This is a genomic window from Burkholderia sp. D-99 (assembly GCF_011605345.1).
Classification (GTDB): Bacteria; Pseudomonadota; Gammaproteobacteria; order Burkholderiales; family Burkholderiaceae; genus Burkholderia.
On sequence record NZ_JAAOXM010000002.1, the window covers coordinates 567,571 to 582,148 of the forward strand.

Annotated in this window: 15 protein-coding genes; 3 read left to right on the plus strand and 12 right to left on the minus strand. The window is 66.6% G+C overall.

The window, feature by feature from the left end; translation table 11 throughout:
• Positions 1–199: 199 nt before the first annotated feature.
• Positions 200–1,015 carry a DUF6597 domain-containing transcriptional factor gene (locus HAV18_RS09680; RefSeq protein ID WP_166955045.1) on the minus strand — a complete coding sequence of 272 codons (816 nt, stop codon included), beginning with the start codon at positions 1,013–1,015 and terminating at the stop codon, positions 200–202.
• Between the two features lie 123 nt (positions 1,016–1,138).
• On the opposite strand from HAV18_RS09680, the gene HAV18_RS09685 reads away from it, so the two are divergent.
• Positions 1,139–1,798 (plus strand): glutathione S-transferase family protein, encoded by a 660-nt coding sequence (locus HAV18_RS09685; RefSeq protein ID WP_166955047.1) that lies wholly within the window; start codon positions 1,139–1,141, stop codon positions 1,796–1,798.
• 45 nt (positions 1,799–1,843) lie between these two features.
• Here the strand turns inward: HAV18_RS09685 and HAV18_RS09690 are convergent, their stop codons facing one another.
• The 10 genes from HAV18_RS09690 to HAV18_RS09735 all read right to left on the minus strand — a co-directional run bounded on the left by HAV18_RS09690 (position 1,844) and on the right by HAV18_RS09735 (position 10,671).
• Positions 1,844–2,932, minus strand: coding sequence for a porin (locus HAV18_RS09690; RefSeq protein ID WP_166955050.1), 1,089 nt, complete (start codon positions 2,930–2,932; stop codon positions 1,844–1,846).
• A gap of 194 nt (positions 2,933–3,126) precedes the next feature.
• Positions 3,127–3,462, minus strand: a complete 336-nt coding sequence (locus tag HAV18_RS09695) for a Rieske 2Fe-2S domain-containing protein (protein WP_166955052.1) — start codon at positions 3,460–3,462, stop codon at positions 3,127–3,129.
• Positions 3,463–3,465: 3 nt separating this feature from the next.
• The gene (locus HAV18_RS09700; protein ID WP_166955054.1) at positions 3,466–3,777 is read right to left on the minus strand and encodes a YciI family protein; all 312 of its coding nucleotides are present in this window, start codon (positions 3,775–3,777) and stop codon (positions 3,466–3,468) included.
• Positions 3,778–3,782: 5 nt separating this feature from the next.
• A complete protein-coding gene (locus HAV18_RS39620; protein ID WP_208101894.1) occupies positions 3,783–4,058 on the minus strand; it encodes a hypothetical protein in 276 nt (91 codons plus the stop codon).
• Between the two features lie 28 nt (positions 4,059–4,086).
• Entirely contained in the window at positions 4,087–5,154 is a 1,068-nt protein-coding gene (locus HAV18_RS09710) for a maleylacetate reductase (RefSeq protein WP_166955056.1), read from the minus strand.
• A gap of 8 nt (positions 5,155–5,162) precedes the next feature.
• On the minus strand, positions 5,163–6,629 hold the full coding sequence (locus HAV18_RS09715; RefSeq protein ID WP_166955058.1) for an aldehyde dehydrogenase family protein: 1,467 nt from the start codon (positions 6,627–6,629) through the stop codon (positions 5,163–5,165).
• 44 nt (positions 6,630–6,673) lie between these two features.
• Complete coding sequence (locus HAV18_RS09720) at positions 6,674–7,693, minus strand: hydroxyquinol 1,2-dioxygenase (protein ID WP_166955060.1); 1,020 nt, start codon at positions 7,691–7,693, stop codon at positions 6,674–6,676.
• Between the two features lie 38 nt (positions 7,694–7,731).
• Entirely contained in the window at positions 7,732–8,226 is a 495-nt protein-coding gene (locus HAV18_RS09725) for a hydroxyquinol 1,2-dioxygenase (RefSeq protein ID WP_166955061.1), read from the minus strand.
• 115 nt (positions 8,227–8,341) lie between these two features.
• A complete protein-coding gene (locus HAV18_RS09730; RefSeq protein WP_166955063.1) occupies positions 8,342–9,271 on the minus strand; it encodes a LysR family transcriptional regulator in 930 nt (309 codons plus the stop codon).
• A 146-nt stretch (positions 9,272–9,417) separates the two neighbouring features.
• Entirely contained in the window at positions 9,418–10,671 is a 1,254-nt protein-coding gene (locus HAV18_RS09735; protein ID WP_166955065.1) for an MFS transporter, read from the minus strand.
• Between the two features lie 548 nt (positions 10,672–11,219).
• Between HAV18_RS09735 and HAV18_RS09740 the strand changes: the two genes are divergently transcribed.
• Positions 11,220–12,710 carry an aminotransferase class V-fold PLP-dependent enzyme gene (locus HAV18_RS09740; protein ID WP_166955067.1) on the plus strand — a complete coding sequence of 497 codons (1,491 nt, stop codon included), beginning with the start codon at positions 11,220–11,222 and terminating at the stop codon, positions 12,708–12,710.
• A 374-nt stretch (positions 12,711–13,084) separates the two neighbouring features.
• Positions 13,085–13,405 (plus strand): hypothetical protein, encoded by a 321-nt coding sequence (locus HAV18_RS09745; RefSeq protein ID WP_243771590.1) that lies wholly within the window; start codon positions 13,085–13,087, stop codon positions 13,403–13,405.
• Positions 13,406–13,421: 16 nt separating this feature from the next.
• On the opposite strand, the gene HAV18_RS09750 is transcribed toward HAV18_RS09745, so the two are convergent.
• Positions 13,422–14,522 carry a DJ-1/PfpI family protein gene (locus HAV18_RS09750; RefSeq protein ID WP_166956718.1) on the minus strand — a complete coding sequence of 367 codons (1,101 nt, stop codon included), beginning with the start codon at positions 14,520–14,522 and terminating at the stop codon, positions 13,422–13,424.
• Between the last annotated feature and the right edge of the window lie 56 nt (positions 14,523–14,578).

A 14,578-nucleotide genomic window follows, 5' to 3' on the forward strand; every position in this document is an offset into this window, starting at 1 on the left:
TGCAGATCGATCAACGACGAGCACTATAGGGTGGAATGATCGGCAACGCACCCACCGTTTGAAGTTCACCGATGGCCGGCGCGCCCCATCCTGGATTCATTGTCGGCGCGGCGGCAGGTCAATGGGCACACTACCGTGTTGCTCGGGCGACAACGACCGACAGGAAGCGAGCCGCAGCGCCCGCCAAGAATCCGCCAACTCATCCCTGCCCGTCCTCCCGCCGATACTCCGCCGGCGCCTTCCCCACCAGCTTCCGAAAGTCGCGCGTGAAGTGCGCCTGATCGAAATACCCCAACGCCTGAGCCAGCGCCGCGAGATCGACCGCCTCGCCGCCCGCGAGCTTGTCCGCGGCCTCGTGCAGGCGATAACGACAGATCACCCATTTGGGCGTCACCCCGACATGGTTGGAAAAGAGCTGCTGCAACGTGCGTTCGCTCAACCCCGCACGCTCGGCCAGGTCGCGCACCTGCGTGAGCCCGATGTCCTCCTGCAGCATCTGCAAAATACGATGAATACGTTCGACCTGCGGATCGGCCGGCGGCAGCACCCGCAACAGCAGCGCCTCGGCCGCCGCCACCATTCCGGCATCATCCCCGGCGCCGAGCACGGCCTCTTCGGCTTGCGCATCGGCGCAGTCGAGCAGCGTCGACACCGGCAGCACCTTGTCGGTCATCAAATGCACCGGTTTGCCGAAAAACGCCCGAAACGCGCCCGGCCGGAACCGCAAGCCGATCACCCTGCCGGCACCGGCGAGCGTCGTCTCGAACGCGCCCGACACCACACCGAAGATCCCCGTCTGCCGCCGATCGAACACCACGTTCACGCACGGATACGGCAGTGTGCGCTGCACAAAAGGCGGCTGGTCGCGCAGATCCCATTCGACGATCCAGTGGTGATCCAGCACACCGGCCAGTTCGGCACGCGGGTGATAGCGATTGAGGCGGAAGCGCTGATTGATCGCTTTCGGGCCGACCACGCCTTTGGGCGTGTCGGTCACGTTACGCAGGTCGGCCATGGTCGGAAACCGTTGAGGTGATGGGGCGATGATGCACCGCCACAGCGGATTTTTCCAAGACGAGCGTGCGCAACCGTCCTACATTTGAATCCCTGCCCACGACCGCACCCACCAGAGCCCATCATGCCGCAAGACCGTCACCTGACCCTGTTCCACTCTCCGCGCAGCCGCTCGGCCGGCGCGCGGATGCTGCTCGAGGAACTGGGCGCCGACTATGAACTGCACGCGTTCGACCTCTCCACCGGAAAACACCACGAAGCCGAATACCTGCGCATCAATCCGCTGGGCAAGGTTCCAGCGTTGCGTCACGGCGACGTGATCGTCACCGAGCAGGCGGCCGTCTACATGTATGCGGCGGAACTGTATCCGGAAGCCGGCCTGTCGCCGGCGCCGGGCGATTCACTTCGCGGCCCCTATCTGAGCTGGATGACGTTCTATGGCTCGTGCCTCGAGCCGGCCATCGTCGACCGATCGATGAATCGCCCGCCCGCGGCCTACTCGACATCGCCCTACGGCGACTTCGATACCGTCGTCAACGCAATCGATGCGCAACTGGCCAAGGGGCCTTACCTGCTGGGCGAGCGCTTTACCGCAGTGGATGTGCTGTGGGGCTCGGCGCTGAACTGGACCACGATGTTCAAGCTGGTGCCCGAGACGCCGCGCATTCGCGCCTATATCGATCGCGTGCTTGCGCGCCCGGCGATCCAGCACGCGCAGGCGGCGGATGCGGCGCTGGCGGCGGAACAGGACAAGGCCAAAGAAGCAGCCGCAGCGGCGAGCTAGCCCATTGGCGGGCTGATCTTGACATCGGATCCGCCCGCCACCTCGTCAAAACACCGTATGCAACCCCACCCGCGCCACCGTCTGGCTCGCTGAACTCGACGCCCCGTTCGGATCCAGCACGCCGTTGACCTGCGCATTCGCGCCGCGGTTCGCGCGCTGATAATCGGCCGACACGTAAACCATCGTCCGCTTCGAAAACAGGTACTGCAGCGCAACACTGACCTGATGCGCGTGGTTGTCGTTCACCGCTTCGTTGCCCTTCATGTACATGTACTTCGCACCCAGCACGACATCCGGCCGGATGCGCCACAACCCGCCGGTTTCCGCTATCCACACGCCGGCATCGTTGAACGCGTTGTGCACGGTGGTCACCAGCGCACTCGCGGTCACGACACCGAAGTCGTAGTGCATCCCGACACCCCAGTTGCGCACGCTGGTGGACGGCACGCCAGGCGCGGGACCGTATTTCTCGTTCGTGTAGGCCGCACCGACACCGAACGGCCCCATCTCGTAGTTCACCCCGGCGCTGACCGCGTTGTCCGCGCCGACCGACCCGGCCACCCCGCCGAACGCATACATCACGCCACCGGAAAACCCCGCGACCGTCGGCGAACTGTACTTGACGGAATTCGCGATCGGCTTGCTGCCTGCCGTGCGATCCCAGTCGAACGCGCCGGTCGGATTACCGGGAAGCGCGAGACGCTGGAACGGGCCATTGCGAAAGCCGTACAGCCCCGAGATATCCCGCGAGATTGCATTGCCCTTTGAAAAGAGCGAATCGACCATGAAGTCATACTGATTGCCCAGCGTGATGCTGCCGAACCGGTTGCTTTCGAGGCCCACATACGCGTTGCGTCCGAATATCCCCGTCCCGACGATACTGCCGTTCGCCATCGAGAACTGGTTCACGAGCGCGAACGTCGCGCGATACCCGCCGCCGAGGTCTTCCGTCCCGCGCAAGCCGAAGAGATTGGGCGCGAAGATGCCGTCGTCGAACTTGACGTTCTTGCCGCCGCCCTCGTTGCTGACATAAGAGATGCCGGCGTCGATCAGACCGAACATCGTCACGCTGCTCTGCGCCCACGCGCCCTGCGCCACGGCAAGCATCACCACTGCTCCAAACCTGAGTTTCATTCCGTCTCCGTCTTTTTTATGACAATGCGAGGCCGCCACCCGCTACGTGGCGGGTGCTCGCTTGGTACTTCACAAGAAATCGCCTTCATTCAGGCTGATGCAGCGGCGCCTGAAACACGATTAGTTTTACTGATTGATAAATTCGACGATCGCCGCATCAACCGGCCCCGCTCGCACTCATCGAATCGCTTGAATCAAGCGCCGCGACAGACGATCCACGCAGCGGCATCCACCTCGACAGTCACAGCCTCCAGCGCCGATCCCGAGCAAGGCCCATCGATACACACGCCATCGTCGAACCGGAACAGCGCGCTGTGATGGGCACACATCAATACCTGCGACCGGTAACAGGACACGCTGCCCGGCACGAAATCGAGCGGCACCGAGAAGTGCGGGCAGCGATTCACATAGGCCCACACCTGCTCGCCGCGTCTCACGACGATCACCGGACGTCCGATGCAGGCCTCGTCGACGACCCGCGCGCCGCCGTCGGGCACATCGGAAAAGCGGCAGAGTTGTCGTGCTTCCATGTCTCACACCCTCTGCTCGGGGTTGCCGAGGCTCCAGTCCCACGGCCGCACTTCCACGTGCGAAAACAACCCTTCCTTCACGTACGGATCGTTGCCGACGAACTGCATCACCGCATGAATGTCGTCCGCCTCCACGACGAGCAGCGTTCCATTCATCGCGTCGCCGTGCGGGTCCAGCGTCGGGCCGCCGAGCCGCACGACCACGCCATGCTGGTCGGCCGAGCGCAGGTAGGTTCGATGAATCGGCCGAACGCGGTCGCGCACGTCGCGCATGCCCGGCTGGTCCGTCGCAAACACCGCGAAAAATCGCGCCATGGCGGTCAGCTCCGGTCGAGGGCGAACGCGTGAAAATGCGGTTCGAGGCGCCGCATCCGCACGCTCGCACTCGCACTCGGGCTCGGGCTCGGGCTCGGGCTCGGGCTCAGGCTCAGGCTCAGGCTCAGGCTCAGGCTCAGGCTCAGGCTCGGGCTCAGGCTCAGGCTCAGGCTCGTGCTCGTGCTCAGGCTCGTGTTCAGGCCCGAGCCCGGCATACCGTCGAAGCCGGCGGCAACCTGCCCGGTCAACCCCGCATCACCGTCATCGTGGTCATGGCTCATGTCTGTCTCCATTGACGCGTCGAGCCGCTCATTGCGGCGCGCGCCCTTCCCATGCGTGCTGAAGCAGCGCGCGAATCGCCGTGCGTTCGATCGGCCGCGGATTCGCATACGGGTTGCGACAGGCGAGGTCGGCCGCTTCGTCGAGACCGCTCTCCGGCATCCCGATTTCGGCGAGCGCCGGCGCGATGCCGAGCCGCGCGTTCAGCGCGAACAGCAGCGGGCCGGCTTCGGCTGCATCGTTCCCGCCCAATGCGCGCGCCACGCGGCGCAGCGCATCGGGCGCGGCGGCATGGTTGTAGTGCGCGGTGTGCGGCAGCATCGCCGCATGCGTCTGCGCGTGCGGCAGGTTGAAGGTGCCGCCGAGCGTGTGGCACAGCTTGTGGTGCAGCGCCATGCCGACCGCGCCCAGGCAAGTTCCGGCGAGCCACGCGCCGTACAGCGCGCGGCTGCGCATCGCACGGTGCTCCGGATCGCGCACGATCACGGGCAGCGCTTCACCGAGTGCGCGGATCGATTCTTCCGCCATCAGGCTGATCACCGGGTTCGCGTCTTCCGCGTAGAGCGCCTCGACCGCATGCGCCATTGCATTGATACCCGAGGCCGCCGAAATGTCCGGCGGCAGCGACACCGTCAGCGACGGATCGTAGAGCACCGTACGCGGCAGCACGCGCGCGTCGCGCCCGGTGCGCTTCAGCCGGCCCTCCGTGAGCCCGAAGATCGGTGTCATCTCCGAGCCGGCATACGTCGTCGGCACGGCCAGGATCGGCAACACCGACTCGAGCGCAATGGCCTTGCCCAGCCCGATCGTCGAGCCGCCGCCGATCGCGACGCAGCAGTCCGCGTCCAGCTCGCCGGCCATCTCGCGAGCCGCATGCGCGACCTCGACCGGCACGTGCATGACCGCCTGCGCACAGATGCCGGCCGCACGCTCGCCCAGGATCGCCGCCACGCGCTCGGCGAGCGGCCGCTGCTCGGGCGTGCACAGGATGAGCGCGCGGCGGGCGCCGAGCGTCGACAACTCGTCCGGCAGCCTGGCGAGTGCGCCCCATTCGAACACCACACGGGAAGGGGTGCCCTGATAGACGAAGCGGTCCATGGAAAACCTCAGCGCTTGAAATGCGGCGGCACGTTGCCGTCGACGTTGACCCACACCGACCGCGCTTCGGTGTAGTCGTGCATGGCCTCGAAGCCCATCTCGCGGCCGTAGCCCGACTTGCCGACGCCACCGAACGGGCTGCCCGGATTGACGCGCTTGTAGCAGTTGATCCAGCACATGCCCGCGTCGATCTTCGATGCCATCCGGTGTGCACGCGAGAGATCCTTCGTCCAGAGGCCGCTGCCCAGCCCGTATTCCGTTGCGTTGGCGATGGCCAGCGCTTCGTCGTCGCTGCCGAAGCGCAGCACCGTGACGAACGGGCCGAACACTTCCTCCTGCGCGACGCGATCGGCCGCGCTCTTCGCCTCGATGACCGTCGGGCGCACGTAATAGCCGTTCGCGAGCGCCGGATCCTGCGGTGCGCTGCCGCCCGTGAGCACGCGGCCGCCCTGCTCGCGCGCGACATCGACGAACGACAGCACGCGCTCGAGGTGCTGCTTCGAGGTCAGCGGCCCCATCTCGGTATCGGCGTCGAGCGGGTTGCCGATGCGGATCGACGACGCGAGCGCGACGAATCGCTCGAGGAACGCATCCGCGATGCGTTCGTGCAGCACGAGACGCGAGCCGGCGATGCACGCCTGCCCCTGGTTGTGGAAGATCGCCCATGCGGCGCCGTTGATGGCCGCATCGAGGTCGGCATCGTCGAACACGATGTTGGCGCCCTTGCCGCCCAGTTCGAGCTGCACGCGCTTCAGGTTGCCCTGCGACGCCTCGACGATCCGGCGGCCGGTGGCCGTCGACCCCGTGAACGCGATCTTGCCGACGCCCGGATGTTCGGCGAGCCGCTGGCCGGCCGTATGCCCGTAGCCGGGGACGATATTGACGACACCGGCGGGGAACCCGACCTCGGCCATCAGCTCGACGATGCGCAACGTCGACAGCGGCGTGATTTCCGACGGCTTGAGCACCACGGTGTTGCCGGCGGCGAGCGCCGGGCCCATCTTCCAGCTCGTGAACATCAGCGGAAAATTCCACGGCACGATCTGGCCGACGACGCCGATCGGCGCGCGCTGCACGTAGTTCAGGAAGCCGGTTTCGACGGGAATCACCGAGCCTTGCAGCTTGTCGGCCATGCCGCCGAAGTAGCGGAAGCAGGCGGCCGTGCGCGGCACGTCGAGCGCACGCGAATCGCGGATCGGGTGGCCGGTGTCCAGCGACTCGAGCTGTGCCAGCTCCTCCGTGTTGGCCTCGATCGCGTCGGCGAGGCGCAGCAGCAACCGGCCGCGCTCGGCGGCCGGCAGGGCCGACCATTTGGGGAATGCACGCGTGGCGGCTTCGACGGCGAGATCGACATCCGCCGCGGTGGCTGCCGCGATCTTCGTGATGACGGAGCCATCGTGCGGGTTCAGCACGTCGATCGTGCCGCGGTCGACGGCGTCAACGAAGCGCCCGTCGATGAAGAGTTGGGTTTGCATGAATCGTCCTCGGTGTAGGGCTGAAGCGGAAGCGGCTGCGCCGCTCAGAACGCGATCGGATACGGCGCGAGCTCGCCGCTCTCGTAGCGTTGCGGCAGGTCCGGCGTCGCGTTTTCCCAGACGAGCAGCATCGACCGCTTCGTGGAATAACCCTGATGGCGGATGTCGGCGGGCATCGCGCAGATATCGCCGGCGCGCATCGTGACGCGTGCGCGCGGTGCGCCGGTGTTCTTGTCGCCGATGTCCCACACGATTTCGTCGGACAGTTGCAGGAACCATTCGACGCGGTCGTTGCCATGGAACACCGGCAGGATGAATTCCTCGGTGGTCGGGCAGAACAGGCTGCGTCCGCACACCGACGTGACCGACGGATTCCACGTCACGTCCGAGCGCGACAGGTACTTGAACAGGTTGAACGCGTGCAGTTCGCCTTCGAAGCCCGGCTCGACATGCACTTCCGGTTCGTCCTGCGCGACGTCGAGGAACGCGCGGTTGACCGGCAGCTCGTTGCGCAGCGGCGAGTCGCCTTCGAGGCCCGGCATGCGGCGCGTGGCGATGCGCGTGCGCTCGATCGCCGCGCCGTTCTCGCCGTGCTTGCGTCCGAACGCCGTGCCCGTTTCCTGCGGCGCCGCGAACGGATCGAAGCCTTCGTTCGTCCAGTCGTGCAGCATCGCCTTGAAGGTCGCCATGATCGTGGGCGTTTCAAAGGTCTCGGTGTAGTCGACCCCGGCGTCCTTCAGGATGCCGTTGAAGGTACCCGCATACATGTCGACCTTGCCGTAGTGATTGCGCGTGCCGAATACGTGGTCGAAATTCACCCAGCCGTAGAAGAAGCCCCATGCCACGTCGCGCATCATCGCGCGCAGGAACGCGTCCGCCGGCATCGCATGCGTGCGCATCTGGCCTTTCGCGGGCCAGCTGATCTTCACGAAATATTCGTCGCGCTGGAATTCGAATTCGCCGAGCTGGAAGCGGCGGTAGCCGGTGACGGCATCGGCTTCGGTCGATCGCACCAGATCGGCGGCAAAGCCCGTGGAAAGGTCGAGGGTGTCGAGGGTGGCCATAACGTGTCTCCTGGAAGTGTCGAATGAGGTCGGTCGAATCAGTGCAGGCAGATCTCGGCCCACTTCTCCACGGACAGCTCGCCAAGGACGGTCTGCACGAGCGCGACGCCCGGCTGGCTCGCGGTGAAGCGGTAGGCACTGCCGGCCGGCAGCAGCGCCTGATGGCCCTTGCGCAGCATGACGTACCCCATCTTTCGGCCGGCCGGCTGGGCGCCGGCGCTCACGGTGCCGCGCCCCGATTTCGGCGGCGTATCGAGCTTGATGAATTCGATCCGGACTTCGCCATCCATCTGGATCACGAACTCGTCGTGCGCGCAGGCGAACCACGGCGACTGGCCGTCGGTCCTCAGCACTTCGATCACGTATTCGAGATTCTTGCCGGCGACGACCTTTTCATAAGGGGCCGACTTCGATGCGACCTCGAACACGTTCGAGAACGCGTAGTGCTGCGCGCTGCCGCTGGTGATTTCGATCTCGCCCTTCCGGTAACTGTCGAGCGAGCCAAAGACGGTGTGGAATGCCGTGTCGGTCATTGCTGTCTCCTGAGTTGAACTGCTTGTTGGATTCAACTCTAGGGGCAACGAACAGCAGCAACAAGGCAACGGACGGCGATTACGGCATTTGCGTTTCGCGAATAATCCGCGCGGTTCAACGCACCCAGCCGCGCGCCAGAAGGGGAACATCCCACGGGGATTCGTCGCCGATATAGTCCGCGAGGAATTCGACCAGCGCCTTCACCTTCAACGCCTGTCGCTGCGTTGCGGGATAAACGGCGGCGAAGCTCAGCGGCGCGAGCTGATAGTCGGTCAGGATCGGGACCAGGCGGCCCGCGACGAGCGCATCGCTCGCCACGAGCGTGGGCAGGCAAACGACGCCGCCACCGGTCAGCGCGTACTCGCGCAGCAGGTGCACGGAGTTCGAGCGGATCATTCCCGGCAGCTCCATTTCGACGACCTCGTCGCCGCGCGTCATCGTCCAGCGGTTGCGCGACGGATAGCCCGAATACAGCGCGGTCGTATGCTGCAGCAGGTCGCGCGGATGTTGTGGCGCACCATGCGCGTCGAGGTAGGCGGGCGACGCGCAGAAGAGGCGCCTGACGGTGAACAGCCGCCGTTCGATCAGCGACTCGGAGATCGGCGGAAAGATCTGGAACGCGATGTCGAACCCTTCTTCGACAGGATCGACGACACGGTCATTGACGATCACGTCGAGCTGGATGCCCGGGTAGCGCCGGTTGAATTCCATCAACGGCGCGCCGAAGTGATCGAGCGCGAAACCGGGCAGCATCTGGATGCGCAGCCGCCCGGTGGGCGTGGCGCGAAGCTCGCGCATCTGGTCCGTCAACTCGTTGACGCGCCCCACCACCTCCGCACACTCGCGATAAAACGCCTCGCCCACTTCCGACAGGCGCACGTGGCGGGTGCTGCGATGGAACAGCGGCGCGTTGACGAACTTCTCGAGCTGCTGGATGCGGTTCGTCACGACCGAGCTGGTCACGCCGAGCTGCCGCGCCGCCTCGGCGAAGCTGCTCGCCTCCGCCACCCTGACGAATGCCTCGATGCTCAGAAACCGGTCCATGCCGCGCCCTTTTTCGACAGCGAAACCGGCAGTCTACCCGTGCGAATGTCGGGCGGTGTCATGCGGAAGGCGTCACTGTGTCATCCAATCGATGTCAATCGCCGATCGCACCGCGCGCCGCCTGCGCCGCCCGGCCCGCGCGGGCCTTACCGTGATTGCTCGCCGGCCGCCAGTTCCGGTTGCACGGCCACGCGACGCTGCAGCACGGCCGGCGCGGTTTCCTTCAGCAGCAGGCTGACCAGGATGCCCAGCACGACCGCGCCCATCGGCAGCCACAGAATGTTCTGGATGCCAAAGTGTGCGGCGACGTAGCCGCCCATCGCCGGCGCGATGCCGCCGCCGAAGATCTCGCCGACGCCGACCACCACGCCGATCGACGTCGACACGAGCCCGACGGGCGCGGCCTCCGTCGCCACCGGGCCGGACAGCAGCGACACCAGGCCGAGCGTGAAGAACGACGCGACAAACAGGACCCCGAACAGCGCGAACGGCTGCGGGCCGAGGCCACGGAAGAGATAGAGCATCACGGCCGTCCCCACGAAGCCGACGATGCTTGCGAGGCGGCGCCCGACCAGGTCGGACAGGCCCGGCAACCCGAACTGCCCGAGAAAGCCGCCGAAGCCGATCGCCGACACGACGAGGCCCATCTTCTGCGTGCCGAGCGCCAGGTAATCGGTCAGGTACAGCGGCAGCAGCGCGCCGAGCACGAATACGCCCGTCATCGCGCAGCACAGTGCGGCCATCGCCACGAGGATGTTGCGGCTCCTGAGCACATGGCCGAGCGACGCCGGAGCATGCTCCGACGCGACGGCCTTCGTCACCTTCGGCTCACGGATGACGAAGAACATGAGCGCGCCGAGGATCAGGCCGGGAACGGCCACGAGCGCAAAGACCCAGCGCCATGACACGAAACCGAGCAGCTGCGTCGCGATGATCGGCGACAGCGCAAGCCCGAACAGCGCGAAGCCGCTTTGCTGCAGGCCGAGGTTCAGCCCGCGCCGCCGCGGATGCGACGCGTCGGCCGTCGCGGCAAAGCTCGTCGGGCAGAACGAGCCCTCCGCGACACCCATCAGGCCGCGAATCGCGATCAGGCCGAGCAGCCCGCCCGCGAGCCCCGAGAAGCCCGACAGCAGCGAGAACGCGATGATGGCCGGAATCAGCACCTTCCTGCGGCCGATCTTGTCGGAGATGCCGCCCATCAGCGCCGCGAAGATGCCCCACGACAGGCCGAGCACGCCGATGCAGTTGCCGACGTCCTGCGCGGTCAGGTTGAGGTCCTTCATGATCGAAGGGAACAGCGGCGCGATCAGCCAGCGGTCGAGGCCGACCAGCCCGAAGCCGAGCGCCAGCAGCGTGACCGCCTTCCACTCATAGGAGGTATCCCACTCGTTTGCTTTCATTTCCGTCTCCGTGGACACAGGTTCGCCTGCGCGCGCCGGAGCGCCTGCGCATGAGCCAGGTCCGATGTCTTTTGTGTGCGACGCGAATCGCGAGGAAGTGCCGGCCGCCGTTCCGGTTCGACGCGTTGAGTTCAATCAGCCGACGCCACCACGATAGGTGGAACACCGTCGGTCGGGTATCGAACAACCGGCGAACGCGTCATTCGCGAAACGCAAATAATCGGGGGCCGTGCCGGGAAGTGGCGGCGCGCAGGCGCGGCGCGAATGGCCGCGGCGTTGAAGTGGCGTTCACGCACGTTGCTCGGGGGGATTCCCTCATAGACAGGGGCGATTCCCCCCCCCCCGCGCTGCATCCGCAGCGGGCCCGGCCCCGCGTTCGAGGGCGGCTGCGCCCTGCCGGACTCGCATGGAAACAATTTCCCCCATTCCACATATGAAGAAAACGTTATTCCATATAAAGCGGTATCAGCGACCAACTTTGGATCCTTTTTCCCTCCTGCCCCCCGTATCATTTCTCCCATTCTGAAAGAACAGAGCAAGAGACGGACATGAGCCAACCCACCACGCTGCACTACCTCGACTACGCGGCCACGACGCCCGCCGATCCCCGCGTGATCGAAGCGATGACCGCCTGCCTCGGCTTCGACGGCATCTTCGGCAATCCCGCATCGAGCTCGCACGCCGCCGGCCGGCTGGCGAAAGACAAGGTCGAACAGGCACGTGCGCAAGTCGCCGCGCTGATCGGCGCGGATGCCGACGAGATCGTCTGGGCGTCGGGGGCCACCGAATCGAACAACCTCGCGCTGAAGGGCTATGCGGAAAACGCGACCGACCAGCGCCACCTGCTCACGAGCCGCATCGAGCACAAGGCCATTCTCGACACGATGGCGAACCTGTCGAAGCACGGCATGTCGGTCACGTTCCTGACACCCACGCGCGACGGCGAGATCACCGCCGACGCCGTCGCTGCCGCCATCGGCCCCGATACGGGCCTCGTGTCGCTGATGCTCGTGAACAACGAGCTCGGCACGCTCACCGACATCGGCGCCATCTCCCGCGTCGTGCATGCCGCGGGCGCGCTGCTCCACGTCGACGCCGCGCAGGCGCTCGGCAAGACGCCGATCGACGTGCGCGCGCTCGGCATCGACATGCTGTCGATGTCCGCGCACAAGGTGTACGGCCCGAAGGGCATCGGCGCGCTGTTCGTCCGCCGCGACATCGCGGCCCGGATCGCGCCTCAGATTCACGGCGGCGGGCACGAGCGCGGCCTGCGCTCGGGCACGCTCGCGACGCATCAGATCGTCGGCATGGGCGTGGCATGCGAACTGGCCGCGGAAAAGCTCGACGGCGAAGCCGCACGGATCGCGGCGCTCGCCGCGCGCCTGACGAGCGCGCTGGCCGCGCTCGGCGATGTCACGCAGAACGCGGCCACGGCGCGCCGCATCCCGCATACGCTGAGCCTGACGGTCAATGCACCCGGCTTCTTCCCGTTCATGCTCGACGAAGCGCTTGCCGTGTCGTCGACCTCCGCGTGCAACTCGGCCAGCGGTGCACCGTCGCACGTGCTGACCGCGATGGGCCTCGATGCGGAAACGGCGAGCCGCACCGTGCGCGTGAGCTTCGGCCGCTTTACGACGGAACAGGACGTCGATTTCGCGATCGCCTGTTTCCGCCAGGCGATCGAGCAGTGTCGCGCGACGGCCGCGAGCGGGTTTTCCGCTTCGCGGCAGATCACGCCGGCCGACCTGAAGGCGATCCGCAATGCCGGCTTCCGCTCGGTGATCTGCAACCGGCCCGACGGCGAAGGCGTCGACCAGCCGGCGTTCGACGAGATCGCCGCGGCGGCCCGCGAACTGGGCCTCGAAGCGCGCTACCTGCCGGTCGAGCGCGACCGCATCGGCGATGCGGAAGTCGATGCATTCGGTGCGCTGATCGATACACTGCAGAAGCCGGTGCTCGCGTACTGCGGAAGCGGCAGCCGGGCCGGCATGCTGTGGAATCGTCTGTCCGCCCGGCGCACGGCCCCGGTCTCGGCCTGAACCCGCGCACCGCCGCGTGACGCGGCACCGCCCCGCGTTCGCGTGCGAAGCTGAAGCGCCGATGCTTCGATGCGCTGCCGGGCAGTGGCGTCGAGAACGTCAGCAGTGCAGATTCACCCGGATCGAACTCGACGCGACTCCCGTCGCGCATCCTGAATCCCCACGCCGCGACTTCACCGCCAGGAAAGCGGCACACGATCAGGCTTCGATCGGGCAAGCCCGGGTGCCGGTGAAATCCGGCACAATGGCCGTCGTGTCCGTCCCCCGAAACCTCAATGCCCTGCCCGTCACATTCCCGCGCGTGGAAGCGCGCCGACGCTGACGCACCGTCTGCCGACAGCCCGTGCAACCGGCGGCGGGCCAGCCGGGCCGCCGTGCTGCTGCTTGCCGCGAGCGTCGCTGCGTGTGACGCGACGCCGGTACCGGACCGGCTCTCGGACCTCGACGCGACCTACGCGATGCAGGAGCGATTCGGCCTCGGCGACGTCATGGTGTTTCTCGGGTCCTGCATCGGCGCCAAACACCCGACTTACCCGGGCCAGGCCGCCTGCACCGTGGCCATCCGCTCGAACGGCCACGGGTCGGAAACGCAGGCCGATTTTCACTGGAACGGGAAGAAATGGGTGGCCGAGCCCACCGAGTCGCGAGACCTCCTGCCCTATCCCGATCCCCAGCTCGCAGGGTTGGTGAAGTAAGCGCGCACGACGCCCGCTACTCCGGGTACTCCAGTTGCAGTGCGACCCAGCCCGATGTCGCGTTGCCGTAGCGCGCCGCGATGTCTCCGAGTACCCCCGGAAGCACCGACTCGCCACGCCGCCCTGCCGGTATCGTCACGCGCGCGTGACGGACATTCGCCGGCTGCGCCAGCAACCGCAGCCCGTGCCTCGACTCGATCACGCGCGCGTCTGCCGTCGCGACGACGTCACTGCGCCAGGTCCGCGCCCATGCGTCGGCGGTCAATGCAACCGGAAGCTCGTCAAACCCGCCTTCGACCGGAAGATCGAACGTCTCGTGCCGCCAGAACGCGAGGCGGTTCGTCAACGCGACCGCGATCGAACGCGCAGTCAACGCGAACCGGCTACCGTCGTGAACGTCGCTCCATGCCTGCGCGCCGATGCTCCGCGCAGTCTCGCGCGCCGCTGCCGGCCCGGCCAGCGCACTCACCAATGCCAGCGAAGCGGGAATCGACGCCGACACGCCGGTCGTCGTCATGACGTCGCGGTCCATCACATAGCGGCGATCGTCGACCCACGTCGTCCCGGCAAAGCGGCGACGCAGGCCGTCGCGCGAATACCAGTGGGACGTCGCCGTGCGATGCTGAAGCAGGCCTGCGTTCGCGAGGACTTCCGCGCCATCGCAGATCGCCACCATCGTCGCGCCGGCAATGGCCTGCTTGCGCAACCACGCCAGCACCGCCGGCCGGTCGGCGCGGTGCAGCGCGGGTACGATCACGACATCCGCCCCGGCGGGAACGGTCGCGTCGAAGCGGTCGAAGGTCGTGTCGGCCAGCATGCGCAGCGCGGGCATCAGTTCGACCTCGCCTGCGTCGGCCGACACGGCGACGACATCAGCCACACCGGACGTCTTCAGAATCGCGTACGGAACGATGAAATCGGTCGTCTCCGTTCCAGCGTTGTCCGCGACGATCGCCACGAGCGGCCGCCCGCGGCCCGCCTTCGGCGCGCCGATCGTCAGCGCGCCGGCGACCGGCAGTGCGTCCTCCGCCCTCACCGGTGCCGGCCGCCCCGCTGCGCACGCACCCAGCATCGCGCCCACGAACAGCACTGCCACGCCTGTCTTCCGTACCCGCATCATTCACCCGCATCAGTCGATTGCACGTCCGGAAAATTACAAGGATCATGCTCGCG

Excerpts from the sequence above, each read along its gene's own strand:
- HAV18_RS09725 (WP_166955061.1), bottom strand. The coding sequence starts at position 8,226 with ATGACCGACACGGCATTCCACACCGTCTTTGGCTCGCTCGACAGTTAC.
- HAV18_RS39620 (WP_208101894.1), bottom strand. The coding sequence starts at position 4,058 with ATGAGCCATGACCACGATGACGGTGATGCGGGGTTGACCGGGCAGGTT.
- HAV18_RS09730 (WP_166955063.1), bottom strand. The coding sequence starts at position 9,271 with ATGGACCGGTTTCTGAGCATCGAGGCATTCGTCAGGGTGGCGGAGGCG.
- HAV18_RS09750 (WP_166956718.1), bottom strand. The coding sequence starts at position 14,522 with ATGCGGGTACGGAAGACAGGCGTGGCAGTGCTGTTCGTGGGCGCGATG.
- HAV18_RS09685 (WP_166955047.1), top strand. The coding sequence starts at position 1,139 with ATGCCGCAAGACCGTCACCTGACCCTGTTCCACTCTCCGCGCAGCCGC.
- HAV18_RS09715 (WP_166955058.1), bottom strand. The coding sequence starts at position 6,629 with ATGCAAACCCAACTCTTCATCGACGGGCGCTTCGTTGACGCCGTCGAC.
- HAV18_RS09720 (WP_166955060.1), bottom strand. The coding sequence starts at position 7,693 with ATGGCCACCCTCGACACCCTCGACCTTTCCACGGGCTTTGCCGCCGAT.
- HAV18_RS09680 (WP_166955045.1), bottom strand. The coding sequence starts at position 1,015 with ATGGCCGACCTGCGTAACGTGACCGACACGCCCAAAGGCGTGGTCGGC.
- HAV18_RS09700 (WP_166955054.1), bottom strand. The coding sequence starts at position 3,777 with ATGGCGCGATTTTTCGCGGTGTTTGCGACGGACCAGCCGGGCATGCGC.
- HAV18_RS09740 (WP_166955067.1), top strand. The coding sequence starts at position 11,220 with ATGAGCCAACCCACCACGCTGCACTACCTCGACTACGCGGCCACGACG.
- HAV18_RS09710 (WP_166955056.1), bottom strand. The coding sequence starts at position 5,154 with ATGGACCGCTTCGTCTATCAGGGCACCCCTTCCCGTGTGGTGTTCGAA.
- HAV18_RS09695 (WP_166955052.1), bottom strand. The coding sequence starts at position 3,462 with ATGGAAGCACGACAACTCTGCCGCTTTTCCGATGTGCCCGACGGCGGC.
- HAV18_RS09735 (WP_166955065.1), bottom strand. The coding sequence starts at position 10,671 with ATGAAAGCAAACGAGTGGGATACCTCCTATGAGTGGAAGGCGGTCACG.
- HAV18_RS09690 (WP_166955050.1), bottom strand. The coding sequence starts at position 2,932 with ATGAAACTCAGGTTTGGAGCAGTGGTGATGCTTGCCGTGGCGCAGGGC.